This window comes from Methylophaga sp. UBA2689, assembly GCA_002354555.1.
Classification (GTDB): Bacteria; Pseudomonadota; Gammaproteobacteria; order Nitrosococcales; family Methylophagaceae; genus Methylophaga.
This window is the reverse complement of the sequence record DELT01000031.1, coordinates 61307-87099: the sequence shown is the minus strand read 5'-3', so window position 1 is coordinate 87099 and position 25793 is coordinate 61307. Positions and strand designations below refer to the sequence as shown.

Sequence of the window (25793 nt, the reverse complement as noted above, 5' to 3'; positions counted from 1 at the left end):
AAAAATCAAGGGGTCAGCCAACTTGATTTGGTTTGATTTCGTAAACTGAAGTTATAAAGTAACCAAAATCTTATCGCTACAAGGATGTAACGACATGGAAAGACTTCCCCGATTGGTACTACCCGATCAGCCTCTGCATATCATGCATCGGGGTAATAACCGTCAAAACATATTTGAAAGTGAAGAAGATATGGTTCGTATTCTCAATGATATTGGAGAGTCACTGGTTAAAGCCGACTGCCATCTTCACGCCTATGTCATCATGACAAATCACCTGCACTTACTTCTTACTCCGAAAGATAAACACGAACTTGCTGTATTTATGCAGTCGATGACGAATCGTTATGTCAGATATTTTAATGCCGGCCGAAAACGCACTGGCACTATTTGGGAGGGCCGTTTCAAATCCTGTCTCATAGACAGTGATAGTTATCTTTTTAGGCTATACAACTACATTGAAATGAATCCTGTAAAAGCCGAAATGGTAAAAGAAATCCACGAATATCCTTGGTCCAGTTACCATCACAATGCAATTGGCGAAAAAGATCAGTTTATAACAGAGCATCCACTTTATCTTGAGTTGGCAGCTACCAAAGAAGAAAGAGCTACCCGATATAAATTAATGATGGACAAAATGGCGTTAGGGAAAGAGAATCAAAAAATTACTGATGCCCCTCTTCGAGGGGAGGCACTGGGCAATGAAAACTTTCAACTTTGGGTTTGCAAACAAACTGGAAGACCAGCGACGTTAACAACTCACGGAGGGGATAGGAAAAGTGCGAAATATCAAAATCAAGTTGGCTGACCCCTTGACTCTTATAATCGATATTTTAATGCCTGCTGAAAAGGCTCAGATAGTATTTAGGATGTGGGCTTATCTACGATCGTGTCATGTTAATCTTGAATAAGACAATATCATCAGGCATTGCTATGAATCGAATTAACCCAGCTAAACTACATAACAGTAAATGGACAGCGGTGAATCCGATAAATCGAGAAAAGCATTTCCTGGTATCAGACATCGAGTTTGATGAAGATGGCTCGGTTATCTCATGCAAATTGGAAGCAATTATTTCTAAGAAGCTCTATTCAATTGACTGGACTGAATTAAAAAATCAAGGTAAATGGATTCAGGGTTGGAAATAGCTATTGGCAGTTAATCAAAAAGATCAGACTCTAAATCAAGGGGTAGCCAACTTGATTTAGCCCTGTTTTTATCTACTCGAACGCTTCTTTGTTCCAATGTTTTTAGGTGGTTTCATCAGCGCAAAACTCAGTAACCATCGATTCCCGTGTAAGATCTTCGAAACCTGGTGTTGGTAGAGATCCGGACGAAACAGGTAGAGTCGTCCGAACAGGTTAAAAATGTTCTTGTCGCAGATAAACTCGCCACCTGTTTTGGGCTTAATCAGAACGCAATTGAGTTTGTAGAGCCGGCCCTCAGAAATCATGTCGACGTGGGGCAACACCTTGTGACCCTCAGGATATCGAACCAGATATATGTTGAGGCGTTTGGAATGGAACATAATCCGGGTTTTCACATTTGCTGGCATTGGATTAGTGTTCTCCGTTGAAGGCCTTTGACTGACAGTTTGCGTGGTATGTCGGGTGGTGGTCAATCGTAATGGCTGAGCTTTGGCCTGCGAATCCGACTTAACTACATTCCCTATCTTTTTTTGATGAATGCAAGCAAAACTATGCTGGTCTGGTGCCGGACTTTTTAGACGCATTGGCTGCGATATGAATCTTTCCCGTTTTTCAAGATTCCCCTCCCTCGAAGTTCATTCCATTAAGCGCCGGAGTAATTTATGATGAAAAGCTTTTTGGGTAGGGGCGTTTTTAATGTTTTTAAAATTTCTGCGTCCCAACAATCTATCCCAAAAAATGATGCGCGTTATTTTTTCTATTTATTTGGGCGTAACATGCTTAATCACAGGCGCGCAGTTCTTGACCGAATATTTACAAACTCAGGATTCAATCTTAAATGAATTGAAGCAGTTGGACGAAACCGTTCGAGGTTCTGTTTCGACTAGTTTGTGGCAATACAATCAGACTCAGCTAGATGCTCTAGTCGCAGGACTTGTTAAGATGCCAATTATTGAAGGTGTCGATGTTTTAGACAAAAATGGCAAAAATATTATTTCTAAAAGATCTTTCACACCGACCTCAGCCCCTTTGTCAGTTTTCGATACAGAATCAGAATTATATTGGGTGCTTAATGAGAAACAGATACTGCTTGGTTCGCTTATACTTTATTCGTCTTCAGAAGTTGTTTTCGATCGCGTTTTATTCGGTTTTTCTTTGATTGCAATTTCGGCAATCATAAAATTATCAATTTTGTTTTGGCTGTTTATTTGGGCCTTTGATCGTTATTTGGCAATTCCCTTAAAAGAATTGATGTCTCAAGTGAATGAGGTTCAATTAGATCAAAACATAAGTAAACGAATTGACCTTTCTAACATTGAGAATAATGAACTCAGTCAGCTTCAGGATCATATCAATAAGATGTTATCTGCCATGGAGATGAGTAGGGAACAATTATTGGAAGACGAACAAGCCAAGCGAAAGTGGCTAGAGGATGCCGTCGCAAAACGTACAGAAGCATTACAAATCTCGAATGAAAAACTTAAAGAATTAGCGACAAGAGATTCTTTGACAGGCGCATTAAATCGCGGAAGTTTCTTTGAAACTGCGCAGCATCTACTCATTCTTTGCCAGCGCCAAAAATCCCCGGCATCCTTCGTTTTGATGGATTTAGATCACTTTAAAATGGTCAACGATACATATGGTCATTTCATTGGCGACCAAGTACTCATTCACTTCATACATACAATTCAAACATTATTGAGAAAGTCTGATCTTGTTGGGAGAGTGGGGGGCGAAGAATTTGCAATATTTCTTCCTGATACAGGTATGGATGACGCCTCCCGGCTTGCCGATAAAATACGAAAGATCATTGGCAATTCGATTTTAGAGATTGATGGTAAAACCATCACCTACACTGTGAGCCTGGGTGTTGAGTCATCCGAGCTAAAAGACCAGTCAATTGATGCGTTATTTAAACGCGCCGATTTGAAACTCTATAGTGCGAAAATTAAGGGTCGTGACCGTGTCGAAACGTAAAATAAATAGCCCCGTGTTCCTTATACTTTTTTTGCTAGCAACCAGTATGTTCAATCTGAGTCATGCTAAAACATTAAAAGTTTGCTACGACCAATGGGCACCGATGACAATATTTCCATCAGAAGCGTCTCCTGCGCGTGGCGTCGTTATCGATATGCTGCACCAAATATACACATCAAAAGGCTATAAACTGACCTATTATGAAGTTCCTCTGGCAAGAGGGCTGGATATGGTGGCAGAAGGGCTTTGCGATATGTTGCCGGAATACCTGTTTTCAAAAAATTCAACAAAGGGCTTCGTTTATGCCAGCGAAAAAACATTTGCATACTCATCAGCCTTTGTCGTCAGGCGCGATGATCCCTGGCGCTATAATGGTATTGAATCCATAAAGGGGAAACGTATCGCAACTGGACCGGGCTGGGATTACAGCTCGATGAGCGTCGATTATCAAAATTATATCGATGACCCAAAAAACTCGGAATTAATTGAAGTGATCGCGGGATACGATGATGTGGTTGACCGGATCTTTCTTATGATTAAAGAAAATAGAGTCGATTTGTATGTGGATAACGAACTCGTCCTTCAGCATGTTTTAAATCGGTTGAACTTGGGTGATGATCTTGAGATCGTACGTCCCGGTCTAGAAAAAAAATTAGTTGAAATACCGATCTTCTCCAAAAAAATTCCTGCTGCAAAAAGACAGGAACTGATAAAAATCTGGAATGAGGGACGTTTGTCGTTGAAGGGGGAAAAAGAAAAAATGCTTCTCAATAAATATAACGTCACATTCGATAACATAAGTACCACAAATTCACGCTGAAAAACTTTGTGACTATATGTGGGGCAGAATCCGAGTCCACAGGCTCTAAAATCAAGGGAACAGGGTACTAGATTTAACATGATTAAATTTATGTAATAAAAGATTATTCAGACTCTGACCCTTTTAATTATTCTTGTAATTTACATTGGGGATTATAAGGGATGAAAACCAGTGATATTGCTTCTAACTCTGATTACGCAGAAGAAGCATTTACCTTTGAACAAATTAGCGAGTCCTCCGGTGACGTTTTACTTGAGTTTGGTGCGCCCTGGTGTGGTCACTGTCAGGCGGCAAGTTCGGCGATAAACGAAGTCGTATCTGAATATTCAGAACTGCGTCATATCAAAATCTATGACGGAAAGGGCAAACGACTTGGGCGTATGTTCAAGGTAAAGCTTTGGCCGACCTTGATACTGCTGCACGATGGTAAGGAAGTGGCTCGTCTCGTGAGGCCATTACGTTCTGACGAGGTTCGTCAATTAATTTCTAAAATTAACTAAGCGTTAGTCTTGTAACCGAATTGAAGCGCCGCGAGATGGCGAAGAGCTTGGTTTAAACTCTGATGTAAGACCACTGCTCAACGAGGCACTCAACCTAGATATGTTCGACCGCAGGATTTCATAACACTTATCTAAAAAGACCTGCATAATATTACAGGTCAGCATCTGGATCGGGCCCTGACCCTAAATCATCTCGCTTTAACCATTGGAACATCGAATGAAACATATTGGATGGCTGCTTTTCGTCTTGTACAGTTCGAACGCACTGTCTGCGGGCGAAGTTGAAATCCCTTTGCTGGCTGAAACCGCTCATCTGCAGACTGCGATCAGTCGCGCCCTTGAATTCGATGAGAATGGTCAGAGTACCATTAGCAACGACCCATGCAACCGGGTTGAGTTGTCCGATATGATGGTGGTGACCGAGGATGCTCAGCTATCTGTAGGCATGGCATTGACCGCCACCACCGGTGCCTACGTGCTCGGTGCCTGCCGGGGGCCGAAACCTTGGCAGGGCCGTCTTGCGTTGAAACTGACTCCTCAGGTTATGGCTTCAGGACAGGCTATAGAATTTGTGCCTGATTCGATCATTTTGTCGCGCCCAGATAGTAGTCCCGGTCTTTTGAGTAAACCCGTTCAGCTTATTGCCGATACGCTGGTGCTGCCGCGCATGAAGAGCGTGCAAATTGATCTGGCTGGGCCACTGAACAGCCTTGATGGATTGATCGAGCAGATGATGGGGCAAGGGAGTGATCAGATTGATGAGCAATCCCTGATTCGCCGAACCCATATTACCCGCCTCCAAACTGAAGAAACAGGCGTCAGGGCCTGGTTGGCTTTCCAGGTTCGTGCTCCTGAACCGGACGATCAAGCGCCTGAGCCAAGTTTTGACGAAAATGAAATAGCTCAATGGCAAACGCTTGAAGATGAGTTAGACGGTTTTCTGACCACCATTATTTCGGCGCTTGCCTACTCGACGGAGTCCCGTGCCTTACGTCTTGAATTACTCGCCGTGCTGCTGGACGCGCGACACGCGATTGCTGAGGCGCTGACGGTCGATGATCCCGAATATGATCCGGTTCGAGAGCTTTTCCTGTCGACATGGGATAACTTGCGGCCATTGATGAGCGAACTTGAACGTCTGAAGACCCCGGGTCTGGATGCTGATTTCAGGCTTGCTACGTTTATAGCGGGTGGTGACGCGTTGCGAGCGCTCGACGCCCTCGGGCCTGAGTATGGTTTTGAAATCACCCGTGACGGGCTGCGCCGGCTTGCCCGCTTGCTGCTCGCCGAATCGGCGCCTCCTAGTTTTACACCGTTGCCCTTGGAGGTCGATCCAGAGTTTCGTGATTTGTTTGGATTTAATGCCAAAGACGAAGCCGTATTTAGACCAGCAGAATTGACGGGACAAATCTCCAGTGGTTTTGGCCGGGTAGGGGCTTGGCTGTTGTCGGTCGCTCATGCCGAAAGTATTCCACCGGCTGAGGCTTTAAAAGGATTAGTCCCGCGAAAGGATAATCTATATAACTACCTCGAGCTGGTCGACAGCTTACTGCAAGAACAGGCCAGTGCCTGGCTGGCAAAAAATGATGACATTCCGGATATGATGGCAGAGCGACTCGATCCCCTGGTTCGTGCTACAGCATGGAAAGAATCGTGCTGGCGCCACCTTGTTCGTTCAAGTGACGGACCTCAAGTATTGCGTTCAGCTGGTGGCGCGGTGGGTATGATGCAGATCAACGGTCGGGTCTGGCGCAATGTCTACGATCTTGACCGCCTCGTTGATGAGGTCGACTACAATGTGAACGCCGGTATCGACATTCTGACCCATTACATGATTGATTATGCGATGCGAAAAGGCGAGCACGAACAGCCTGGCGGTGAAGACAATTTGGTCAAGGCAACCTATGCCGCTTATAACGGTGGTCCGGGACATTTGTCACGATACCGTCGCGAAGACACCGCCGCGAGCTTGCAATCCATCGACAATGCGTTCTGGAACCACTATACGACCATTAAGGCCGAACAATGGCCTGATATCTCAAGCTGCTACGCAGTCGGTGGTTAATGAACAGATAGCCTCGATAGTGGTCAACAAACTCCAGTCAGTTACAGCAAACTTGATTTAGTTTGATTCCGTAAAATAATGTTACTAAAGTCTTATCGCTATAAGGTTGTAACGAGATGGCAAGACTCTCTGTTCATCCCACACAATGTATAGAAAGTTTGCTACCAGAACTGTCTTATGCTCTGATCAATTAAGCGAACTCTATTATTCAGCTATTTTGCTGATTAGAGCGAAAGAATCCTGTCAAGAAGAGGTATAAACCGCTACCGGCGAGTCCTATTAGTCCAATTCCACATAACAGAACAAGGATATCACCGAACGTTTTTCCGAAACTATAGCCACCATGCAGGGATAACATCATATTTGCCAGTTGTGTCGGTGTTTCGGACAAATGCAAATCCTCTACATGCACGACGTCTTTACAGGAAGCATGGACAAAAACTCTGCCATCGCCTTCAAGCTTATTGCCATCTCCCATTTCTCTGTAGGTCAGCAGATATGGTCCGTTTTCACGGTTTGGTAGAAAGAAAAAAGCCAGACTACGCTCAGGAAACACACTTTCACCGGAGGACTGGGCTTGACCCACATTGATAATACCATCACATGTCTGTTCAAACTCGCTTGTTGTCGGTGGTTCATGTGTTGGTGCTACAAGCAGTGGCTCAAACCAGCCGGGTTTGGCCGTTGCAATTCCACTAATGGAAAAAAATAGAATCAACAGCGACAGCCAAACCCCGACAAGTCCATGCAGAGAAAGCACTATGCGTTTCAGGTTACCCCGAAATGATATTGTCGACGCCTTACGCCAGACACTGCCTTGTCTGGGCCACCACATATAGAGACCAGAAAGGCACATGACAATCAACAGCAGTGCTATCACACAAACAAAGACAATACCGGCCTCTCCCAGCAGTAGAGAGTGATGAAATTCAACCAATTCATGACCAAAGGTGTGTCGAAGCAAAAAATCGCCTTTATATGCCGCTGTCCAAGGATCGACACTGAGCATAAGCAGTTGATCTACAGAATCAGTTCCTGCCGGCAGGCCAAATACGATGGCTGTCTCCACTTTATCGATTCGAGTTTGTGGCATCAGTACGCCCATAGTCTTAAAGGCACTGCCGTAGCCATCGGTGGCTGAATCAATCAAGGTTTCCACGGTGGCATATTCTGACTTTGATGATGGTGGAGATGCATGCAGAATCTCTCCATGTTGCAGCAGAAATAGCTCTCCCATAAACGCCAACATCGTGCCTGATAAAGCGATCAATAAAATAAACAGTGACGAAACAGCTCCTAGCCAGCGGTGTAACCAGGCAATTAATTTACGCATATTCATCAGTAGTCCAGTTGCAATCCAACCATAAATAGCCTTGACTGAAGCTGAACTTCTGTTTCCAGGGCAGGATTGCTGTTGGCGGAACGGGCCACCGGCTTGTCGTTATCAAAAATATTTTTGACGGTACCGAAAACGCGCAGGTGTTTAAATTGCCACGAAAGCTGAGCATCGACCACTACATAGGGATCGGTTTTACCTCGTGGTCGATTGTTAACATCTGAGTAGTAAGCATCCGAATAGCGTGCAACGGTGCTGGCACTAAAGTCTTTATTTTTCCATGTCAGACCACTGTTTGCGGTTACGTTAGGTGCTGTCTGTAAGTCGTTTCCTTCGACTCCAGAATCAGAAAATTTGGTAATTTCTGTTTCAAGCAAACCGACGTTGCCAAACCAGTCTAGCTTTTCGGTAACGGCCACATTCAGCCCTAGTTCGGCCCCCCAGGTTTTCACGCGGTCGGCATTGCGAACAATAAAGGCTTCGTCCTGGGAGTTATCTGGAGTCAGATCAAAAGGCAGTTGCATGTCATCGTACTCAGAAAAAAAGATGTTCTGTGTAGCACTTATGCGGCCTTCAGAAAATTCCTGGCGTCCATAAAGTTCATAGGTCCAGACATATTCAGCGTCATAGTCAAAATTCACGACGGGAAAAGCGGCCAGAGTGACACCGCTACCACCAGCGTTGTAGCCTCTGGATACCATAGCGCCAAAACTGGTATTGTCGCTCGGTCGCCAATTAATACCGAATTTGGGCATAAAGGCTTCATAGGTTTCATCAGATGCAACCTGTATCAACATTCCGGTGGCATCACCACCAACGCGCTGACGTTCTTCTCTCTCGTAACGAAAACCGAGTGATAAGTCGATATTCTCACTCAAAGGAATCACGCCTTCAGTGTAAGTCGCGAAGGTGTCTGTCTCATCATCGAAAGTCGAATTACCCAGTTCAATAAACTCATCTTGACGAGCACGGTAAAAATATAGACCGACTACACCTTTCAGACCATTATCAGCTTGGTAGCGTAAACGAGGTTCAATTACATATTCGCTTGTTTCGATACGGGCATTTGTTGTGTTGGGAACAGCCTTGCGGAGAAAGGTTAAATCGGTATAGGAACTGATTAACTCAAGGTCAAAATTATCGCTTAATGGCATAGACATGTCAGCCACGAGACTTGTTGTTCTTGGTTGATGTACCGGTTGTTGGGGAAAGTTGGATACGAGCTCATCAAACGGTCTGGCAATAATTTCACCGTTAGGGCCTTCAAAATCGGAATGTGCTGCCGTTAGTAATAAGCGTGCATCCGGATCTTTTGTTGGTTGAAACAGCATTTTTGCTCTTAGTGAAAGGGCATCCATCTGACCCGGATCGCTTACCCCTGGGTAGGACTGATAATTCACTGCACTTTCGCGTTCATATCCATCAGCGACCAGTCGAAAAGCGAGTACATCGTCCAAAACAGGAATATTCAACATGGCAGATCTTCGCCGTTGATGATCATTGCCAAAAGCGTATTGAGCTGCCGCTTTCACATCAAATAACGGATCCTTGGTTTTAACCACCATTGTGCCAGCAATAGCGTTACGTCCAACCAGTGTGCTTTGAGGACCTCGTAAGATCTCTATACGTTCTACATCGAATAAGCTCATATCAGAAAAGGCGATTTCATTATAACTGGCTGGGCGACCATCAATTTGCCAGCTCAACCTTGAACGGCTTCCGGCAAAAAAGGCAATAGCATTTTCAGCCGGACCGGTGCCGTCAACTCCTCGAATCGTTGGGGCTTTACCTGTCCCAGTCACCATTGATACATTCGGAGTAACGTCAAGCACATCTCGTAACGTGACTAAGCCAGCCTGATTCTGCAACTTATCTTCAGAATAAATGGCCGTGCTGTGGCCAGATTCGCTTAGCGGTCGTTCGATCATTTCCGTTGTCACCACAAATTTATCAAGTTGAGTAATGTTCGTAGAAGGTGATTTTGAAGTTATTTCTTCGCTATAAGCAGCCATAGGATATAGAGCGACATTCACCAAAAGGGGCAACGAATACCCCGCATACCAAAATTTACGCATTACAGCTCCTTTTTAGAGTGACTAAAACGATAGTTATGCATTGCTACCGTAATTGAGATTGATTATCATTACGATGTTTATACATATCCAAAATGGCGGCTGCTACTCCATTTCGGAACTAATTAATCCAGAAGTACCAATAAGATGTGAATGGTGAGGTGGGGCAATGGGGAATTTAAAACAGGATGAGCAAGATTTTCATCAGCGATTATCTCAGCCAGGAATTACATCGAAACTTGTTATTTTTCACCCAGATGGTAATGCAAGACTTGCTCATGCGCGCTTTGAAGCAAGCGAAGGTGAATACAGGTCAGCCCCACATTTAATGATTAATCTTTGTACAGCTTATGTTGGTCGTATGAGCCGACGTGGCATAGGACCTAATCTGGAGGGTGTGCTTAGACCAGGGTCGGTGGCCATCGCCTTACCTGAAACCCAGGCCGAGGGGTACTGGTCAAAAACGGAAATGCTGGGCCTGGCTATAGATTTGTCTGCCTATCATGATCAAGCGGGTGATCCATTCTCAATCGATCGACTTATTCCTGCTGCATCGACAATACATCGTGATCCTTTGCTTACATCTGTATTGACTGCATTGTGGCGTGATTGCGAATTTCATGGCATGTCTTCGGCTTTTTTCGATGAAGGTATCGGCGTTCTATTGAGGCGACTTGCCGAATACCATAGCTCTATAACCACGACGGTGCGATCTCCCGATCCACTATCGGGTATTGCCTTACATACAACACTGGATCTAATCGAGAGTCGCCTAGCTAGCGATGTGAGTGTGGCCGAGTTGGCACGCCATGTTGGGATGGATGTTAGAACATTTTCCGGCGCATTTAAGGCAGCCTTAGGCTGTGCTCCCTATGCCTATTTGACTCAGAAACGTATGGACTATGCACAGGATCTGTTGATGACAGCCATACCTATTACTGAGATCGCCTTTAGCGTTGGTTATAGTAATCCCAGTAAATTTTCAGCTGCTTTTCGCAAGTTAACCGGTAAAACTCCCAGTGAGTGGCGTAAGAACAGGCTGTAGAACCTAAAGTATTTTTAAAAGATCCTCTCCACTTCTAGTGATCACATTCTGAGGTCCATCAATACACAAAGCCCTGTTTACAGAGAACAGGGCTTTGTGTCTTAGCAACTTTATTATTTAATTATTTCTGTCTATAGCTATCGAATCGGGCAATATATTCTTCAAGATTTTGATTGAGCATTTCTGCGTAACGTTGGGTGAAAAATTCAATGGCGGCTTGTTTTTCGGCCTGCAGAATCTCTGCACTTTCAACAGAACGGGCGACGCTGAAAGCATTAAATCGAGCGGTTGAATAGAGTATTGACGTATTGACCTCGTCTACAGTACTTTCTGCTGCTTGCTGATTTGCAACGGCGATGAATTCATCGGCACGTTGTTGAAATGTTTTTGCTGGTGAATTTTCACTCATTCTTTCTCTCTCTTAGTATTATTGATTTGAAATTTGATAGCCTTCAGGATGAGGTTTTATTGGCTATATAAGCTGATTGAACGCAACATATAATATCAGATAGAAAACCTATGCCGTTTTAGGTTCACCATAGCCAGTTAAATGCTACAGTTTTTTTTGATTAGAACTCATCAGTTAATTCGAGCTGTCCTCCTTAAGTGTCCTTTATTAAATCATTAGACCGAATATGAATTATGCGTAAAACAGATAAAAAGATTGATAACGAACTTCGGCTAAAATTGACCGATGTATGTGAACAGGCATTAAAAGATATCGCTGGTTTTCAGTGGTTAACGCACTTGGTGAACTATGACGATTATCCAAATAGCTTAATGGTAGTTTGTGTATTTGATACAAATGAGAACTTGAAAAATTACCTGCAATCAGATGAAGGCCAAGCATTGATATCCCTTATTCAAGCTGAATTTAAAACGATGGATATCGAGTTCAAACGTCTTGGTGATCATATCGCATACGATTCTGAAGAGAACTGTAATCAACATCACAATGGTAATTGGGCACTCAGATTAGGTTAACCAATAGCAATCGACTCTGACTCCAATCTAATACCCAAACTGGCTAGCGTCACTTTAAATAAGCAACTGTAGTTTATACTGCACGGTATCTTTTACTGGATACGTTTGAGCGATAAAAACCGAATAATGAAAATACCAAAACAAATTCAGCCGCTTGTTGATGATGGCCTTGTGGATGAGGTGATTAGTCGCTTAATGAGCGGCAAAGAAGCCGATGTCTATGTCGTGAGATGTGGTGATGAAATACGCTGTGCCAAGGTCTATAAAGACGCCGTCAAGCGTAGCTTTAAAAAAGCCGTTCAATACCAGGAAGGACGAAAAGTACGGAATAGTCGCCGGGGCCGGGCGATGGAAAAAGGTTCTAAATTTGGTCGTCAGCAGCAGGAAGAAACCTGGCAAAATGCCGAAGTCGATGCCCTGTATTTGCTTGCCAGTGCCGGTGTGAGAGTGCCTCAACCCTATGATTGCATGAATGGCGTGTTATTGATGGAGTTGATTACTGATGAGGAAGGTGATGTCGCACCACGCCTCAATGATGTCTCCATGTCTGCCGAGCAAGCCATCGAAGATCATATGATGGTCATGCATTCGGTGAAGAAAATGCTCTGTGCAGGCTTAGTTCATGGCGATTTATCAGAGTTTAATGTGCTGGTCGATGCGCATGGTCCGGTGATTATCGATCTGCCCCAAGCGGTGAATGCGGTGGCGAATAATAATGCACAAGCCATGTTAACTCGTGATGTACAAAATATGACGCGTTACTACGCTCAATTCGCCCCAGAATTACGTAAAACACGTTTTGAAAAAGAAATATGGTCTTTATTCGAAATTGGTGACTTGCTGCCTGATACTGAACTCACTGGCCAATTTGAAGAAGACACCCAAGCCGCTGATGTGGATGGGGTGATGCTTGAGATCAAAGCGATCCTGGAAGAAGAACAAGAAAGGCAATTGTGGTTACGTGATAAGGATGACTAAAGGCTATACCTTATTAATCTTAGAAAAAAATCAAGTTGGCTGCTCCCCTGACTATTTCCCATGCCGCTGAAAATAGTCTCGCGCCGCTTGGTTGACCTTGGGGGCGAGCAGCAGTGCGGAAATCATGGTTGGTATAGCCATAGTCGCATATAGTCCGTCGATCAGTCCGATGATGGCCGTCAGACTGGTCACGCTACCAAAGACCACCAATGCAGCGTAAATCCAGACGTAATGGTGCTGATGCCGTGCCCCAATTAAAAAGCCCAGGCACTTGCTGCCGTAATACCAGAAGGTAAAAATGGTGCTCAGCGACAACAACGCCACGACCACGGTCAGCAGATAGGCACCGATACCGGGGAAAGCAGTTTCAAATGCTTGTGATGTCAGGGTCACGCCATCAATGTCACCATCAACTTGCCAGCTGCCTGTTACCAGAATGGCCAGGGCGGTACAGGTGCACACCAGAAGGGTATCAATCACCGGCCCCATCATGGCCACCAGTCCTTCACGAATCGGTTCATTGGTGCGTGCTGCACCGTGGGCCATTGCCTCAGTACCGATGCCGGCTTCGTTGGAAAAAGCACCGCGTCGCACACCCATCAGGATGACAGTGCCAATGGCACCCCCCGCGACGGCGTCACCGGAAAAAGCATCGGTAATAATCAACTGAAAGGCAGCCGGAATCTCACTGGCAAAGCGAATCAACAGCAGGGCGGTCATCCCTAAATAAAGCAATACCATAATCGGAACCATCCGCAATGTGACGCGGCCAACGCGTTGGATATGTCCTGTCGTCACCAGCAATACCAGCGCGGCGATCAGCAGACCCATGACCAAATCAAAGGTGAAATGGCTTTGTGACGTGGCCCAGCCGGCGGGTTCAGCCACCACTTCACGCAAAATTTGCACCAACTGGTTGACCTGAAAAGCGGGCATAGTGCCCATCAGCCCGGCGACTGCAAATAGTATTGCCAGGGGCCACCAGCGTTTGCCGAGACCTTCGCGTACGACATACATGGGGCCACCCTGAAGCTTGCCCTCACTGTCTTTGCCGCGAAACATCACACTCAGTGAGCAGGTATAAAACTTAGTGGCGACACCGATGACTGCTGTCATCCACATCCAAAAGATGGCACCCGGGCCGCCCATAGTAATTGCCAGCGCTACACCGGCAATATTGCCCAATCCCAGCGTCCCGGACAGGGCGGTGCTCAGTGCCTGAGTATGGGGTATATCGCCTTCATCTCCTTCGCGATCAAAGCGTCCCGTCAGAATTTGTAAGGCATGCCTGAAATGGCGATAGGGCAGGCCGCCCGAATACACCACAAAAAACAGTCCGCCGCCTACCAGCAATATCACCAGCGGTAGGCCCCACATAAAATTGGCAAAGGCGGTAAAAAGCGCTTCCATGTTGTTATCCTGATTGTGGTTCTGGCTTTTACCCTAGCGCTTTGCCGATCCATATTCAAAAGGCATTTGATAGTACAGAGGACGCTTCCCTTTAATTAGTTAATATTCTAGTCTATTGCTATAGCCAAAATAGTCCGACATGTATTTCCAAAAAATTCCACACCACACTACTCAGCAAGGTAATCGACGTGAGGATTAATTTTTTCATGATGATGACAAGCAACGCTATTTAGAGTGGCTGACTAATTGATTCCTGTATCAGAATAAATGCAACAAAACGCGTCAAAGGCGACGCTCATAACTCGCATGCTTTAGGCGGGCGTTATCAATCTCTATCAAAGGAAGAGAGACCATGAGCAGTATTAGTGCCTTTCCCAACGTAATTCCTGCAGATGACCAAAACATCTTTGAAAGTATTTCCAGCCGAATGTCCGGCTTTTTGTATCGTTGCCGTATGGACAATGACTACACAATGCTCAACATGTTCGGCAATGTGCAGGAGCTTACTGGGTATAAACACCAAGAGTTAATAGGCAACAAAGTTACCTCATACGTAAACCTCATCCACGAAGATGATGGACAGGCTGTCGATGATGCCGTTGCGGCAGCTATCGAAAATCATAAGAACTGGGATGTGGACTACCGCTTAAAATGCAAAATGGGTGACCCCATTTGGGTGAATGAAAAGGGCGGCCCGGTATTTGACGAGAATCAGCAAGTGGCGTTTCTTGAAGGAGTGGTGACCACTATTCAAACTCGGAAACTGCAGGAACTGGAGCGTCAATCAAGGATGGAAGAGGTCGAGAGCCATAGCTCAGACATCGTCAAACAAACCCAAAATATTTTGGATATGTTGAAAACACTGCGCCTGCTTAGCCTGAATGCCAGTATTGAAGCCGCACGGGCCGGAGATGCAGGTCGAGGTTTTGCTGTTGTTGCAGCCGAGGTAAAAAAACTGGCTGAGAACACTGGTCATGCCACGACTGAAATCACCCGCTTAACAAAAGAGCTGGACACCTTGCTTAAGTGAGTCCTCATTTAATTTATCCATCAAGGCAAGTAATAACATGCAGCCAGATGAAATTAAGGAAATTTTTGATCAGCAAGCTTCAGGATACGATCAGCAATGGGCCAGAATGTCGCCCATTAATAATGCTTTATATTTTCTGCTGGAATCGGTGTTTGCAGAGTTAGCCGTTGATGCTCACATTCTTTGCGTAGGAGCTGGAACTGGTAAAGAGTTGATACATCTTGTCAGGAAATTTCCTCATTGGCAGTTTACGGCGGTTGAGCCTTCAGGAGCCATGCTTGCTGTCTGTCGAAAAAGGGTTGAAGAAGAGGGGATGACGAGTCGTTGTTATTTTCACGAAGGCTATCTTGATTCTTTACCTAACAAACAGCTTTATAACGCAGCCACCTGCTTTCTGGTTTCCCAGTTTATTGTGGATCAACCGCTCCGCACAGAACTATTTGGTGAAATTGCACGCAGGTTGAAACCGGGTGGGATATTGGCAAGTGCCGATTTAGCTTCAGAATTAGGATCGGATAAATATGAAGCCTTATTGCATGCCTGGATGACAATGATGGCGGGGGCTGGCATTCCTGCTGACAAACAAAACCAGATAAGAGAAGCCTATGCCAAAGATGTGGCGATTCTGCCACCTGCTACGGTCGAATCCATCATTAAATCAGCTGGTTTTTACCTGCCTGTGCAATTCTTTCAGGCAGGATTGATTCATGCCTGGTTTGCCAAGCTGCAAACGTAAAAACAAATAAAATACCAACATCCTCTTTTACAGGAATTCGATTAGAACTCACTGTGTCATTGGCTGGGAGTAAATAAAATCAAGTTGCTTAACCGTTTTCCATTTATCACATTTTTTATTTTCTTTTAGCGCTCTGGTTCACATTAATTTCAACATTCATAGAGTTGTCACAATAAATCACTATCTTCAGTTCCGATGTTCATTATCTGACTTGGAGGTAACGTGAAAAATACGCATAAATTAGTACTCGCTACAATGCTGGGGGCTCTGTATAACGTGCCAGCAATGTCGGCAACATGCATTGGAGGCGGCACCGGTGATTCACCAACGCTGACTTGCACCGTGGTAGACAGCGGCAATATCAATGACGACCGAGATAACTTGTCAGTGACCGTTGAAAGCGGTGCACAGATTGTCCGTGCAAATGGACGCCCAGTGCAATTGGAGGGATCAAACCAGTCGCTGAACAATCAGGGTCTGATTGAAAGCGGCGATGATGATGCGATCCGTGGCAATGGTGCGAACCTGACCATCGACAATTCCGGCACTATCCGTGGCGGTGACCGGGGTATCCGTCTTCAGGATGACGCCGATAATTTCACTCTGATCAACCGGGAAAGTGGAAAAATCTTTGCGGAAAATCAGGCCGTCAGATTAGACAATGATGCCGAACTGGAAAACGCCCACATCACCAATTATGGGCTGATTCAAAGTACTGATGGCCGCGCCATTCAGAGCCGCGGACCGGGTGGCACTGTGATCAATCACGGCACATTACTCGGTGGTGAGGAAGTGATTGAAGCGCGTGAGGATTTCACTCTGGAAAATCACGGCACCATCTCTCTAAACGGACTTTCATGGGATGCTGGAACGCAGAGCTGGACAAATGCTGGTGCGACGGACGATGAAGACGGTGTGCAATTCGCCAGCGGTGAAGCAAATAACTACGGTGTGATCCTTGGTAGCGATGACGGAATCGACATTGATGAAGGTAAGGTGCATAACCATGCCACAGGCGTAATTGTCTCTACCGGAACGGCGAGTGATCCATTGGTTGGCGGCAATGGCATTGATGTGGATTCATTGTACGAGCCTACACAAGGTGAAGTGCGCACAGCAGGTCCACTGACCATTGTAAACGAAGGCTATATCGAAGGCGTCCATGCGATTGGGACGGATGGAGCGAGCACTTCAGAGATCACCATTGAGAATAGCGGTACCTTGGTTGGCCGTTCAGGTACTGCCATTCAGTTTGCGCCCAATCAGGGTGATAGTAGCTTGAAACTGAGTGGTAACAGCGAGATTATTGGTGATGTTATTTTTGGTGCTGGCGATGACATGCTGATTGTGGATGGGCTTACTTCAACTTCAGGCATGTTGAGTACCGGCATTTTTGATGGCGGCTTGGGCGAGAATAGTGTTTTCTTTAATGACTTTTCACTGTCCAATATTTTGTCATTTGATATCACCGACGCACTGATATATATGTCCTTCGGTATCGCGAATAATGAGCTGTTCTCTGGAAAATTCACAAACTTCTCCACCTGGACGTTTGCCAATGATGGCTCTTTCTCCACAGAAGCACTTGCAGGTAAGTTTATGAATCCGAGTGCGGTGCCATTGCCAGCGGCATTACCTCTTTTCGCTTTCGGACTTTTCGGGCTATGGGCAGGCCGAGCACGTCTTTTGAAATAACATTCGACAGATGATTTAACTCTCATTGTCGAGCCAATGTCATATGGATCAAAAGGGTCAGATTCTGACCCTTTTGATTTTTGACCTCTCTAAGTTCTTGGGTGGAACAGTGAATAAAAAGGGATATCTTTGGAGGGGTATCTTTTAAATACTGCTGATTTTTCCTCAGAAATATCTGAACATCCACAGTCCCATCGCGATCATCATCAGGTTTTCGGTGAGGGAGACAAATCCCAGTGGTACATTGCTGCCACCACCTACGCAGGCGCATTTGAGTTCGCGTTTGTCTATATACACTGCCTTGAGCACAGATACCGCGCCGACCGTTCCAATGAATAATGCCACCGGGATAGCCAACCAGAGCATTGCTCCAGCCACCATAAGCACACCTGCCAGCAATTCACCAAAAGGATACACATAGGAATAGGGCACCACCCGACGCGCCAACAGGTCGTAGTTGAGAAACATAGTTGAAAAGCTTTCAACATCCTGTAATTTGAGCAGCGCCAGAATGCTCATACTAAGGGCGATAAACAGCTCGGCAGTACGGATGCTCAGCAGACCTTCGCCCGACATCCAGCTTATCGCCAGAGCCAACAGGACGGCGACGCCAAAGACTGCCAATACGGGTTGGTAACTGGTTTCATCCTTAGCTTTTACCTTTTTTCCGAAGTGCTGCCGCAACGCGTCATATCCACCAATCCGGGTTTCGTTGATAAACGTCTGTGGTGTTGTTTCCACATCATGCTTATCCTTGAACGCATCGGTTTGTTCGCGTGAGGTCAGCCATTTATCTTCTACCTCATAACCTTCACGTTTAAGCAGATCCAGAGATTTAAGGCCAAACGGGCAAATATGCTTGTCCATGACCATACGATAGAGCGTTGCTTGTTTTGCTGAATCAGTTGGCATTGCGATGATCTCCTTTTAAGTGAGAATAGTTTTTTATTTTGGGTTGCCGGGAGAATGCAGAAGTTCCATTTGCAACTTAAAGGTATTCCCGGAAAATCAGGATGTTAGATCCATTTGAACTGATAAATCATGTTAACTAAAGAGCTCGATCTCAAAAAGCTGAATGTATAAGATGTAATCAGGTTAAATAGAGGCTTTAAACCATGGATGAGAACTCTTCAAAAACATACCTTGCTGTTCTGTTGCAGATTATTCTGGTTGGCGGTGTCATTGGTGCATTCTGGCAAAACCAGTGGTTCACGGGGGTTATTGTCAGCGGTATTTTATTACTGACGATATTGCCAAATTTGCTGGCAAAACAACTGAAGGTCAAAATCCCGGCAGAGTTTCAGCTCACCATTATTATTTTTGTTTTCGCCTCATTGTTTCTCGGTGAAATTCATGATTATTACAATAAAATCTGGTGGTGGGATATTGTACTTCATACTTCCTCCGGCTTTTTGTTAGGCATTGTTGGCTTTCTGTTGGTATATATTCTTAACGAAACGGATCAGATCAGTCTGCATCAAGACACCGGCTTTAACATGAAACCTGGTTTTGTCGCATTTTTTGCTTTTTCATTCGCTGTTATGATTGGCGCAATATGGGAAATTTTTGAATTCGTAGCTGGTAACATTCTTGATCATACGATGGAAAGGGCCACTTTTGCGAATGATGGGAGTCTTCCTGATGCCATACTGGATCTGATCGTTGATTGCGTTGGAGCGTTGGTCATCAGCCTGCTCGGTTATCGATATCTGAAAAAACCTTCAAAGCCATCTTTTTTGTTGCGACTGATTCGAAAATTCATTCAGAACAATCCAAGATTGTTTAAACGCTTATGAATCAAGCGCAAGCAATTGGCCCACCAATTTGATTTAGCTTAAGTTAATTAGAGTCAGAAAAATTTAGGACGCTTCCACCGCTCTTATATCGACTTGATATAAGAATTTGTGTCCATTAATCGATTCCGTTATTGTTATTCGCGGCCACAGGGATGAGGCTTGTCGCATTAATGATTTAAAACACAACGTTGTGTTGGTGCCACTTCCTCCCCTTGATAGATGTTTCTTTGATATCTGACCAGTTTTCAGCCGAAGACTGGGGCTATTTACCCTTTATTATTTACTGTTAAATGCAATAAAAAGATATTTATTTCATAAGGTTATCTTTTTTATGGCTGCGATAAGCGATGTGATAGTTATGATCTTATAAGTCTCATAAGCCAGCTGTTATGAAAATGTATTTATCAAAACTAACGGAATGGAAATAAAATGAAAATAGCAAAAATATCGTTGATATTGGTGGCCATACTTTATCTATCAGGTTGTGCATCGGGCGCTAAAGTCGAGAATATGACGTATCAGGGAGCTCAAAAAAACTACTCGGAAGGATTAAAGCAAAGTGTGGAAGTTGCTAAGGTCTCGGGTGGCAAGGAAACGAATCCCTTGTGGACTTCTGAAATCAGTAGTGACGCGTTTTCAACGGCAGTTAAACAAAGCTTGTCCACACAAGGATTATTATCTGATAACGGACGATATAAACTAACGGTAAACATGTTAAGTGTTGATCAGCCTTTTATGGGATTTGATCTAGAAGTAACGACGTATGTTGAATATTCACTTGTCGACTCGACGAATGATTCGGTTATTTTTAAAGAGACAATTATTGCTCCGTACACTGCAACAATGAGCGACGCTTTTGCTGCAATAAAAAGACTTCGTTTAGCGAACGAAGGGGCTGGACAGAAAAATATTGAGATGCTTCTGGAAAAGCTATCTGAGTTGAAAATAAATCAAAGCGAAATTTCACTTGCTGAATAACGAATAAGATTAAACAAAACGAATGCGCCTTGGCGCATTCGTTTTTTGTAAATTTAGTGGGTTGATCAAACACCAAGCTGTTTAATAGTGGCTGTGGGCACTGGACAGGTTTTGACTGGTAATGACACGACCCTCTTCAATAACAAAGACTTGCCTAGGACTTTGTCGCTTTTCAGGCTAACACTTCCTCCAGCAGAAACGGAATGTTCTCAACCGTGCTGTAACCCATCTCTTCTTCATGGGTAAAATCCGTTACAGGTATACTCGTTTGCAATGGCTCATCTGAAAGTTTGTTGGTTCATACCGGATTGAGAATGCCAACATTTTCAACCACGTCGTGTATTTTAGCGATTGATTTTCGGATAATACATTTTCATCGAGTTTCCAGGCCTTACATGAAATTGTTCCGTAAAATTGATTGATGTGAAATAAAATCTCTGAAAAATTTAGTTGATCTTGTAAAAATTACAGGATTAAGTATTTGTTTTATCAGGAAAAATTCATAATTAATTCATTTCTTTATCGGGAAGGCTTCCCGATTATCCTCAATTATCAATTCAGATTGAATGAGCTGAAACTCTCTTAACATATTGGTTTGATAGTCTTAACAGATTTTTTGAACGGGTAAATTATCAATAACCCGTGTTTTGGCATAAGGCTTGCGAAACGACCAATACAAGGAGGAGCATTCGGCTCATCTTTGAGTAAAACAATTAAATACAAACTATGCCGATAAATAAAAAGGAGAATGAAATGTTTAAAACAATTTTTCTTTCTACTATTTTCGCTACAGCTTTTATCATCACACCTGTTTTTGCTAACGATAACGTAGACAATGATCAAAAAAATTTAACCCCTGCTAGAAAAGCTGAGCAAAATAAAGAAGGTCAGAAGACCTATATTCAAGGTTCAGAGCAGGGAAGAACCCAGGGTACTGATGATCCAAAAACTTTCGATTACGAAGATAGCACTGACAAAAACTTATCTCCTGCCAGAAAAGCAAATGTAAACGATAAGTAAGAGACTGGTGGTAGCCAGAATTATCCTTCTCCTGATTCCACAAAATGTATTTGTAAGGACATTTAATGCGTATGAAGGGGAAGGATAATTTATGGTTATACAGTCGAATTACCGATATTGCTTTTTTCATCCGTTAACAACCCTGCCTCATCTGACTTTAGCAAGATTATCGCTAAAAACACCTCCAATGGAGTCTGGAAAAAAAACAGCTGTAAACCCTGCCCCTTTGATTATTAACACTTACGATCAGCAGAAATATAAGAGAATTATTTAGATATAAATCTGTCTTTTAGTTGGTCTTATACATCAATTGTCTCTACAACGATGTTAGATTAGGTACTATCGGAAATAACGATATTCTGATTTCTATTCAGTTTTGTTTTGGTTATTTAAGAATGTATACGGTATCTCTGGTGACTTACGGCCATTACCGAGCATTGCTGGTAGTTATTAAAAATCGCTTAATCATCGGAGATTTATATGGAGATTGTCGACAAATTGATGGATGGAAGCTTTATGCCCCATGGGCACTGTTTAAGATGGCTTCCAGATCTCCTGTTTCTTCACGTGATGGGCGATGTATTAACCGCAACTGCTTATTTTGTTATTCCTCTGGCATTGGTTTATCTCGTTAAAAAAAGAACGGATCTCGCTTTTAACTGGATATTCATGATGTTTGCCGCTTTTATTTTTCTATGTGGCGTAACACACTTAATTTCATTAATCAATATTTGGCAAGGGTATTATTACATTGAAGGCATCGCAAAATTCGTCACCGGCCTTGTGTCCATTTTGACCGCCTTGATGATCTGGCGTCTGATGCCAAACGCGCTAACTATTCCAAGCAATGAGGATTTTCGAACCAAAAATGAAGCATTACTTCAGGCCAAGAATGAGTTATTGGAAGCAAACCAGTTACTTGAATTACGGGTTTTAGATCGCACTAAGGAGCTTGAACAGTTAGCTCGTACTGATGCACTTACTGGTGTACTGAACCGTGGTGGACTGATGAATAGTCTGGCAATAGAAACTGATCGAGCAGTTCGGTATAAACATAAATTAAGTCTATTGATGGTGGATCTCGATCATTTCAAACATGTGAATGATCAACACGGTCATCATTATGGTGACTCGGTTTTAATTGAAGCTGCCACTATTTTGTCTAATGCGTGCAGAAGCACGGATGTATTAGGACGCTATGGTGGTGAAGAATTTCTTTTATTGTTGCCAGAGACAGATACCGAGGATGCCAAAAAGCTTGCAGAACGCATCAGATTGGATATTGAACAGCACCATTTCTGTAATGAGGATGGGCTTGCGATTTCTCTGACATGCAGTATTGGCGTGACAGAGTTTCAATTGAACCAAACCCAGGCAAGTCTGCTTCAAAGTGTTGATCGCATGTTATATAGCGCCAAAGAGTCAGGTAGAAACAGAGTAGTAGTAAATGATAACTCAGAAAGTTAACCGATAAATAAGCAGCTCACTCAATCCGCCCAGACATTAAATATTCTCTCTATCGAAAAGAATATTGAGACAAAAACTTAATATAAATATTAAAAGTTTGTTTACTTGATACCCCTTATCTTATTACCACATACTCATTTCTTATCATGACAATAAAACCTTCAGAAAGAGTACTGAATCTTATTTGCCGCATTGCGTTAGCCTTGTTTTCGTTAGCGTTGGTTTGTAGTACCGCAATCCCCCTCATACATACTGATCAATGGTGGGTACGAGTATTCGATTTTCCCCGTGTACAAATTTCAGTATTGATAGGGCTGGCTTTAGCCGCCTATGTGGCACTAAGTTTTTGGCGTCGGATGCGAATATGGGAATATGCGCTTGCTGCGTTGGTTGTCCTGTCATTGATCTGGCAGCTTATAGCGATTGCTCCATACACTGTACTTTATCGAAATGAAATGTCTGAAAGCCGACAGGAAAATGATTCAAACCGGATATCGCTGCTGGTTTATAACGTACGTTACGACAACCGTGAAGTTAAAGCGCTCCTGAAACTCATACGCGATAACGACCCCGACCTTATTTTATTGAGCGAACCAACCCATTGGTGGTTTGAAAAACTGAAAGGCTTGGAGGACGATTATCCCCACACAATATACCAGCCCCAGGAAAACCATTACGGCATGTTGCTTTTTTCCAAGCTGGAGTTGGAAAAGCCAGAAGTCCGGTTTTTGATTGAGCCAGAAATACCGTCATTTCGCACCAAAGTAAGACTTCCTTCAGGAACTCCCATAACGTTCTATGGCGTGCATCCCCGTCCGCCGGGACTCGACCTTCCTGAAGAAGAGGAAAATGAGGGAGATGATGAACGGGCCGACTCCGATATGCGGGATGCCGAATTGATGTTGGTTGCTAAAGAGATTAAGGAGCTTGGGGAGACACCGGTCATCGTCGCTGGTGATTTTAATGATGTGGCCTGGTCCCATACCACACATCTTTTTCAGCGAACGGGGGGCTTACTCGATCCGCGTGTAGGTCGGGGGTTAATGAATACTTTTGACACCAGAAGTCGCCTGTTACGCTATCCATTGGATCACGCTTTTGCCTCTGAGCATTTCCTTCTCGTTGAGCTACGACGTCTTCCAGATATCGGATCGGATCACTTTCCGTTATTTGTCGTGCTTGATTACGACGCTGATGCTTCCTTCGAAAACGAAGAGCCTCAGTCTGACGCTGAAGATGAGCAAGAAGCTGAAGAGGCCATAAATAAAGGCAAGAATAGTGAATGAAAGAGTAACCTTAAGACGTTCTTGAAAAGTTCAGTAACAGCAGATTTGATAGCTATAGTAGTTAGTCATACCAAAATCTTCAGAGGTAGATGATGCGTGAAACAGCAATTGTTTTAGGGGCAACAGGCGCTGTAGGTAAGCAGTTAGTCAATCAGTTAAGCCGCCGGGAAGATGTTATTAATATCATGTTAATTTCGCGTCGCGAAATAGATGTAGTAACTGATTTTCCAGAGGCGATTGCTTCAAAAATAAGCAATCATATTGTTAATTTTGCACAGTTGGAACAACAGGTAAATCAACTGATTCCGCCACAATCTGTTGCTTTTATTGCATTGGGAACCACCCAAAAAAAAGCGGGTAGTAAAGCGGCCTTTCGCCATATTGATCATGGTTTGGTGATTGCGTTTGCACGAGCATGTAAATCTGCTGATGTTTGCCGACTCGGTGTTGTCACTGCTCATGGGGCCAAGGTGAATTCGGCCAGTTTTTATAATCGTGTCAAAGGTGAGGTTGAGAGGGATATTCAATCACTGGGTTTAACAAGTGTGTTTTTTGCTCGTCCTTCACTACTTTTAGGCCGACCCGATGATGGTCGTTTTGTTGAGAAACTGGGTGAAAGTTTGCTCTCACCTATATCCTCATTTATTCCCAAAGCTGCGCGTCCAATTTCAACAAAATGCGTTGCAGAGGCGATGATTTATGCAGCTTATGATGTTGAAAATAAAAGTACATCTTTTGTGCTATCGAATGCTGATATGCATCAGCTTCAGATTATTGAGTAATGGTTCGATCCTGCCAAAGATTGACCATTCAAAGGCGATCCTTATTTTAGAAACCCCTTCAATTTCGTGGTTGCTACATTAACAGTCAGAATATATGATCTGTATACGTTTCGTATATCGGGATTTATTATGGGTATTGTAAAAATAAGTGATGATTTGCATGAGGAAATTCGAAAGTCCAGCTCGGTTATGGTCCGTTCGATCAATGCTCAGGCTGAGTATTGGATAAAAATAGGTATGCTGGCCGAGGCTAACCCGAGTATGTCTTTCTCGGAAATCATCAGCGCCCAGATGAAACATGCCGACGTTGAAATAAAGAAAATTGTCGGTGTCTAGGGCAACACTCAAAAACGCCGACGAATTGCAGGTGATGCGTGAAGCCGGAAGACTGCTCGCATCCGTTTTCAGCTATCTCGATAAGTATGTAACAGTTGGCATATCCACGATGGATATCAACAATTTGGCTGAACGATATATTGTTGATCAACTGGGTGCCCGCCCTGCAAGTAAAGGGCAATATGGTTACCAGTATGTGCTCAATACGTCGGTCAATCATGTGGTTTGCCATGGTGTTCCTGCAGACAATCACAAACTGAAGTCGGGTGATATCATCAATGTGGATATCACGCTGGAGAAAGGTGGCTATATCGCTGATTCCAGCAAAATGTAT

The 25793-nt window shown here is 44.0% G+C and carries 25 protein-coding genes; 20 read left to right on the top strand and 5 right to left on the bottom strand.

What is annotated here, in order from left to right:
• Positions 1 to 94: 94 nt before the first annotated feature.
• The 6 genes from B3M51_RS03135 to B3M51_RS03105 all read left to right on the top strand — a co-directional run bounded on the left by B3M51_RS03135 (position 95) and on the right by B3M51_RS03105 (position 6508).
• Positions 95 to 805 carry a transposase gene (locus B3M51_RS03135; RefSeq protein WP_292756765.1) on the top strand — a complete coding sequence of 237 codons (711 nt, stop codon included), beginning with the start codon at positions 95 to 97 and terminating at the stop codon, positions 803 to 805.
• A gap of 125 nt (positions 806 to 930) precedes the next feature.
• Positions 931 to 1146, top strand: coding sequence for a TIGR02450 family Trp-rich protein (locus tag B3M51_RS03130; RefSeq protein WP_292756763.1), 216 nt, complete (start codon positions 931 to 933; stop codon positions 1144 to 1146).
• 696 nt (positions 1147 to 1842) lie between these two features.
• The gene (locus B3M51_RS03120; RefSeq protein ID WP_292756761.1) at positions 1843 to 3123 is read left to right on the top strand and encodes a GGDEF domain-containing protein; all 1281 of its coding nucleotides are present in this window, start codon (positions 1843 to 1845) and stop codon (positions 3121 to 3123) included.
• A gap of 46 nt (positions 3124 to 3169) precedes the next feature.
• Positions 3170 to 3943: a substrate-binding periplasmic protein gene (locus B3M51_RS03115; protein ID WP_292756759.1), complete on the top strand. Its 774-nt coding sequence runs from the start codon at positions 3170 to 3172 to the stop codon at positions 3941 to 3943.
• Between the two features lie 161 nt (positions 3944 to 4104).
• A complete protein-coding gene (locus B3M51_RS03110; protein WP_292756757.1) occupies positions 4105 to 4443 on the top strand; it encodes a thioredoxin family protein in 339 nt (112 codons plus the stop codon).
• Positions 4444 to 4660: 217 nt separating this feature from the next.
• Positions 4661 to 6508 carry a lytic transglycosylase domain-containing protein gene (locus B3M51_RS03105; protein WP_292756755.1) on the top strand — a complete coding sequence of 616 codons (1848 nt, stop codon included), beginning with the start codon at positions 4661 to 4663 and terminating at the stop codon, positions 6506 to 6508.
• A 208-nt stretch (positions 6509 to 6716) separates the two neighbouring features.
• Here the strand turns inward: B3M51_RS03105 and B3M51_RS03100 are convergent, their stop codons facing one another.
• Complete coding sequence (locus B3M51_RS03100; RefSeq protein ID WP_292756753.1) at positions 6717 to 7847, bottom strand: PepSY-associated TM helix domain-containing protein; 1131 nt, start codon at positions 7845 to 7847, stop codon at positions 6717 to 6719.
• Complete coding sequence (locus B3M51_RS03095) at positions 7847 to 9919, bottom strand: TonB-dependent receptor (protein ID WP_292756751.1); 2073 nt, start codon at positions 9917 to 9919, stop codon at positions 7847 to 7849. The genes B3M51_RS03100 and B3M51_RS03095 overlap by 1 nt, the downstream gene beginning before the upstream one ends.
• Positions 9920 to 10085: 166 nt before the next feature.
• Here B3M51_RS03095 and B3M51_RS03090 point away from each other — a divergent pair, with 166 nt between their 5' ends.
• Positions 10086 to 10961: a helix-turn-helix domain-containing protein gene (locus B3M51_RS03090; protein WP_292756749.1), complete on the top strand. Its 876-nt coding sequence runs from the start codon at positions 10086 to 10088 to the stop codon at positions 10959 to 10961.
• A gap of 121 nt (positions 10962 to 11082) precedes the next feature.
• On the opposite strand, the gene B3M51_RS03085 is transcribed toward B3M51_RS03090, so the two are convergent.
• Complete coding sequence (locus tag B3M51_RS03085) at positions 11083 to 11370, bottom strand: DUF3144 domain-containing protein (RefSeq protein WP_292480222.1); 288 nt, start codon at positions 11368 to 11370, stop codon at positions 11083 to 11085.
• 233 nt (positions 11371 to 11603) lie between these two features.
• On the opposite strand from B3M51_RS03085, the gene B3M51_RS03080 reads away from it, so the two are divergent.
• Positions 11604 to 11945, top strand: a complete 342-nt coding sequence (locus tag B3M51_RS03080; RefSeq protein WP_292756747.1) for a Fis family transcriptional regulator — start codon at positions 11604 to 11606, stop codon at positions 11943 to 11945.
• 126 nt (positions 11946 to 12071) lie between these two features.
• On the top strand, positions 12072 to 12923 hold the full coding sequence (locus B3M51_RS03075; protein WP_292756745.1) for a PA4780 family RIO1-like protein kinase: 852 nt from the start codon (positions 12072 to 12074) through the stop codon (positions 12921 to 12923).
• 51 nt (positions 12924 to 12974) lie between these two features.
• On the opposite strand, the gene B3M51_RS03070 is transcribed toward B3M51_RS03075, so the two are convergent.
• Positions 12975 to 14333: an alanine/glycine:cation symporter family protein gene (locus B3M51_RS03070; protein ID WP_292756743.1), complete on the bottom strand. Its 1359-nt coding sequence runs from the start codon at positions 14331 to 14333 to the stop codon at positions 12975 to 12977.
• Positions 14334 to 14685: 352 nt separating this feature from the next.
• Between B3M51_RS03070 and B3M51_RS03065 the strand changes: the two genes are divergently transcribed.
• The 3 genes from B3M51_RS03065 to B3M51_RS03055 all read left to right on the top strand — a co-directional run bounded on the left by B3M51_RS03065 (position 14686) and on the right by B3M51_RS03055 (position 17794).
• Positions 14686 to 15363: a methyl-accepting chemotaxis protein gene (locus tag B3M51_RS03065; RefSeq protein ID WP_292480214.1), complete on the top strand. Its 678-nt coding sequence runs from the start codon at positions 14686 to 14688 to the stop codon at positions 15361 to 15363.
• 37 nt (positions 15364 to 15400) lie between these two features.
• Positions 15401 to 16099, top strand: a complete 699-nt coding sequence (locus B3M51_RS03060) for a class I SAM-dependent methyltransferase (RefSeq protein ID WP_292756741.1) — start codon at positions 15401 to 15403, stop codon at positions 16097 to 16099.
• Between the two features lie 222 nt (positions 16100 to 16321).
• On the top strand, positions 16322 to 17794 hold the full coding sequence (locus B3M51_RS03055) for a hypothetical protein (RefSeq protein ID WP_292756740.1): 1473 nt from the start codon (positions 16322 to 16324) through the stop codon (positions 17792 to 17794).
• A 165-nt stretch (positions 17795 to 17959) separates the two neighbouring features.
• Here the strand turns inward: B3M51_RS03055 and B3M51_RS03050 are convergent, their stop codons facing one another.
• Entirely contained in the window at positions 17960 to 18706 is a 747-nt protein-coding gene (locus tag B3M51_RS03050; protein ID WP_292480202.1) for a glutaredoxin family protein, read from the bottom strand.
• Between the two features lie 203 nt (positions 18707 to 18909).
• Here B3M51_RS03050 and B3M51_RS03045 point away from each other — a divergent pair, with 203 nt between their 5' ends.
• The 8 genes from B3M51_RS03045 to B3M51_RS03010 form a co-directional block, all read left to right on the top strand.
• On the top strand, positions 18910 to 19590 hold the full coding sequence (locus B3M51_RS03045) for a hypothetical protein (protein WP_292756738.1): 681 nt from the start codon (positions 18910 to 18912) through the stop codon (positions 19588 to 19590).
• A gap of 429 nt (positions 19591 to 20019) precedes the next feature.
• On the top strand, positions 20020 to 20568 hold the full coding sequence (locus B3M51_RS03040) for a hypothetical protein (protein ID WP_292480198.1): 549 nt from the start codon (positions 20020 to 20022) through the stop codon (positions 20566 to 20568).
• Between the two features lie 753 nt (positions 20569 to 21321).
• Complete coding sequence (locus tag B3M51_RS03035; protein WP_292480197.1) at positions 21322 to 21588, top strand: hypothetical protein; 267 nt, start codon at positions 21322 to 21324, stop codon at positions 21586 to 21588.
• 480 nt (positions 21589 to 22068) lie between these two features.
• Positions 22069 to 23055: a GGDEF domain-containing protein gene (locus B3M51_RS03030; protein ID WP_292480195.1), complete on the top strand. Its 987-nt coding sequence runs from the start codon at positions 22069 to 22071 to the stop codon at positions 23053 to 23055.
• A gap of 146 nt (positions 23056 to 23201) precedes the next feature.
• Positions 23202 to 24341, top strand: a complete 1140-nt coding sequence (locus tag B3M51_RS03025; RefSeq protein ID WP_292756735.1) for an endonuclease/exonuclease/phosphatase family protein — start codon at positions 23202 to 23204, stop codon at positions 24339 to 24341.
• An 89-nt stretch (positions 24342 to 24430) separates the two neighbouring features.
• Positions 24431 to 25123, top strand: coding sequence for an NAD(P)H-binding protein (locus tag B3M51_RS03020; protein ID WP_292756733.1), 693 nt, complete (start codon positions 24431 to 24433; stop codon positions 25121 to 25123).
• A 129-nt stretch (positions 25124 to 25252) separates the two neighbouring features.
• Positions 25253 to 25459: a ParD-like family protein gene (locus B3M51_RS03015; protein ID WP_292756731.1), complete on the top strand. Its 207-nt coding sequence runs from the start codon at positions 25253 to 25255 to the stop codon at positions 25457 to 25459.
• Positions 25452 to 25793, top strand: a 342-nt coding sequence (locus B3M51_RS03010) for a M24 family metallopeptidase (RefSeq protein WP_292756729.1), incomplete at its 3' end; no start/stop codon positions are given. The genes B3M51_RS03015 and B3M51_RS03010, both read left to right, overlap by 8 nt.

Coding starts and splice junctions, on each gene's coding strand:
- B3M51_RS03030 (WP_292480195.1), top strand. CDS start 22,069: ATGGAGATTGTCGACAAATTGATGGATGGAAGCTTTATGCCCCATGGG.
- B3M51_RS03065 (WP_292480214.1), top strand. CDS start 14,686: ATGAGCAGTATTAGTGCCTTTCCCAACGTAATTCCTGCAGATGACCAA.
- B3M51_RS03025 (WP_292756735.1), top strand. CDS start 23,202: ATGACAATAAAACCTTCAGAAAGAGTACTGAATCTTATTTGCCGCATT.
- B3M51_RS03075 (WP_292756745.1), top strand. CDS start 12,072: ATGAAAATACCAAAACAAATTCAGCCGCTTGTTGATGATGGCCTTGTG.
- B3M51_RS03080 (WP_292756747.1), top strand. CDS start 11,604: ATGCGTAAAACAGATAAAAAGATTGATAACGAACTTCGGCTAAAATTG.
- B3M51_RS03060 (WP_292756741.1), top strand. CDS start 15,401: ATGCAGCCAGATGAAATTAAGGAAATTTTTGATCAGCAAGCTTCAGGA.
- B3M51_RS03090 (WP_292756749.1), top strand. CDS start 10,086: ATGGGGAATTTAAAACAGGATGAGCAAGATTTTCATCAGCGATTATCT.
- B3M51_RS03070 (WP_292756743.1), bottom strand. CDS start 14,333: ATGGAAGCGCTTTTTACCGCCTTTGCCAATTTTATGTGGGGCCTACCG.
- B3M51_RS03100 (WP_292756753.1), bottom strand. CDS start 7,847: ATGAATATGCGTAAATTAATTGCCTGGTTACACCGCTGGCTAGGAGCT.
- B3M51_RS03110 (WP_292756757.1), top strand. CDS start 4,105: ATGAAAACCAGTGATATTGCTTCTAACTCTGATTACGCAGAAGAAGCA.
- B3M51_RS03095 (WP_292756751.1), bottom strand. CDS start 9,919: ATGCGTAAATTTTGGTATGCGGGGTATTCGTTGCCCCTTTTGGTGAAT.
- B3M51_RS03015 (WP_292756731.1), top strand. CDS start 25,253: ATGGGTATTGTAAAAATAAGTGATGATTTGCATGAGGAAATTCGAAAG.
- B3M51_RS03045 (WP_292756738.1), top strand. CDS start 18,910: ATGGATGAGAACTCTTCAAAAACATACCTTGCTGTTCTGTTGCAGATT.
- B3M51_RS03050 (WP_292480202.1), bottom strand. CDS start 18,706: ATGCCAACTGATTCAGCAAAACAAGCAACGCTCTATCGTATGGTCATG.
- B3M51_RS03035 (WP_292480197.1), top strand. CDS start 21,322: ATGTTTAAAACAATTTTTCTTTCTACTATTTTCGCTACAGCTTTTATC.
- B3M51_RS03120 (WP_292756761.1), top strand. CDS start 1,843: ATGTTTTTAAAATTTCTGCGTCCCAACAATCTATCCCAAAAAATGATG.
- B3M51_RS03020 (WP_292756733.1), top strand. CDS start 24,431: ATGATGCGTGAAACAGCAATTGTTTTAGGGGCAACAGGCGCTGTAGGT.
- B3M51_RS03130 (WP_292756763.1), top strand. CDS start 931: ATGAATCGAATTAACCCAGCTAAACTACATAACAGTAAATGGACAGCG.
- B3M51_RS03105 (WP_292756755.1), top strand. CDS start 4,661: ATGAAACATATTGGATGGCTGCTTTTCGTCTTGTACAGTTCGAACGCA.
- B3M51_RS03115 (WP_292756759.1), top strand. CDS start 3,170: ATGTTCAATCTGAGTCATGCTAAAACATTAAAAGTTTGCTACGACCAA.
- B3M51_RS03040 (WP_292480198.1), top strand. CDS start 20,020: ATGAAAATAGCAAAAATATCGTTGATATTGGTGGCCATACTTTATCTA.
- B3M51_RS03085 (WP_292480222.1), bottom strand. CDS start 11,370: ATGAGTGAAAATTCACCAGCAAAAACATTTCAACAACGTGCCGATGAA.
- B3M51_RS03135 (WP_292756765.1), top strand. CDS start 95: ATGGAAAGACTTCCCCGATTGGTACTACCCGATCAGCCTCTGCATATC.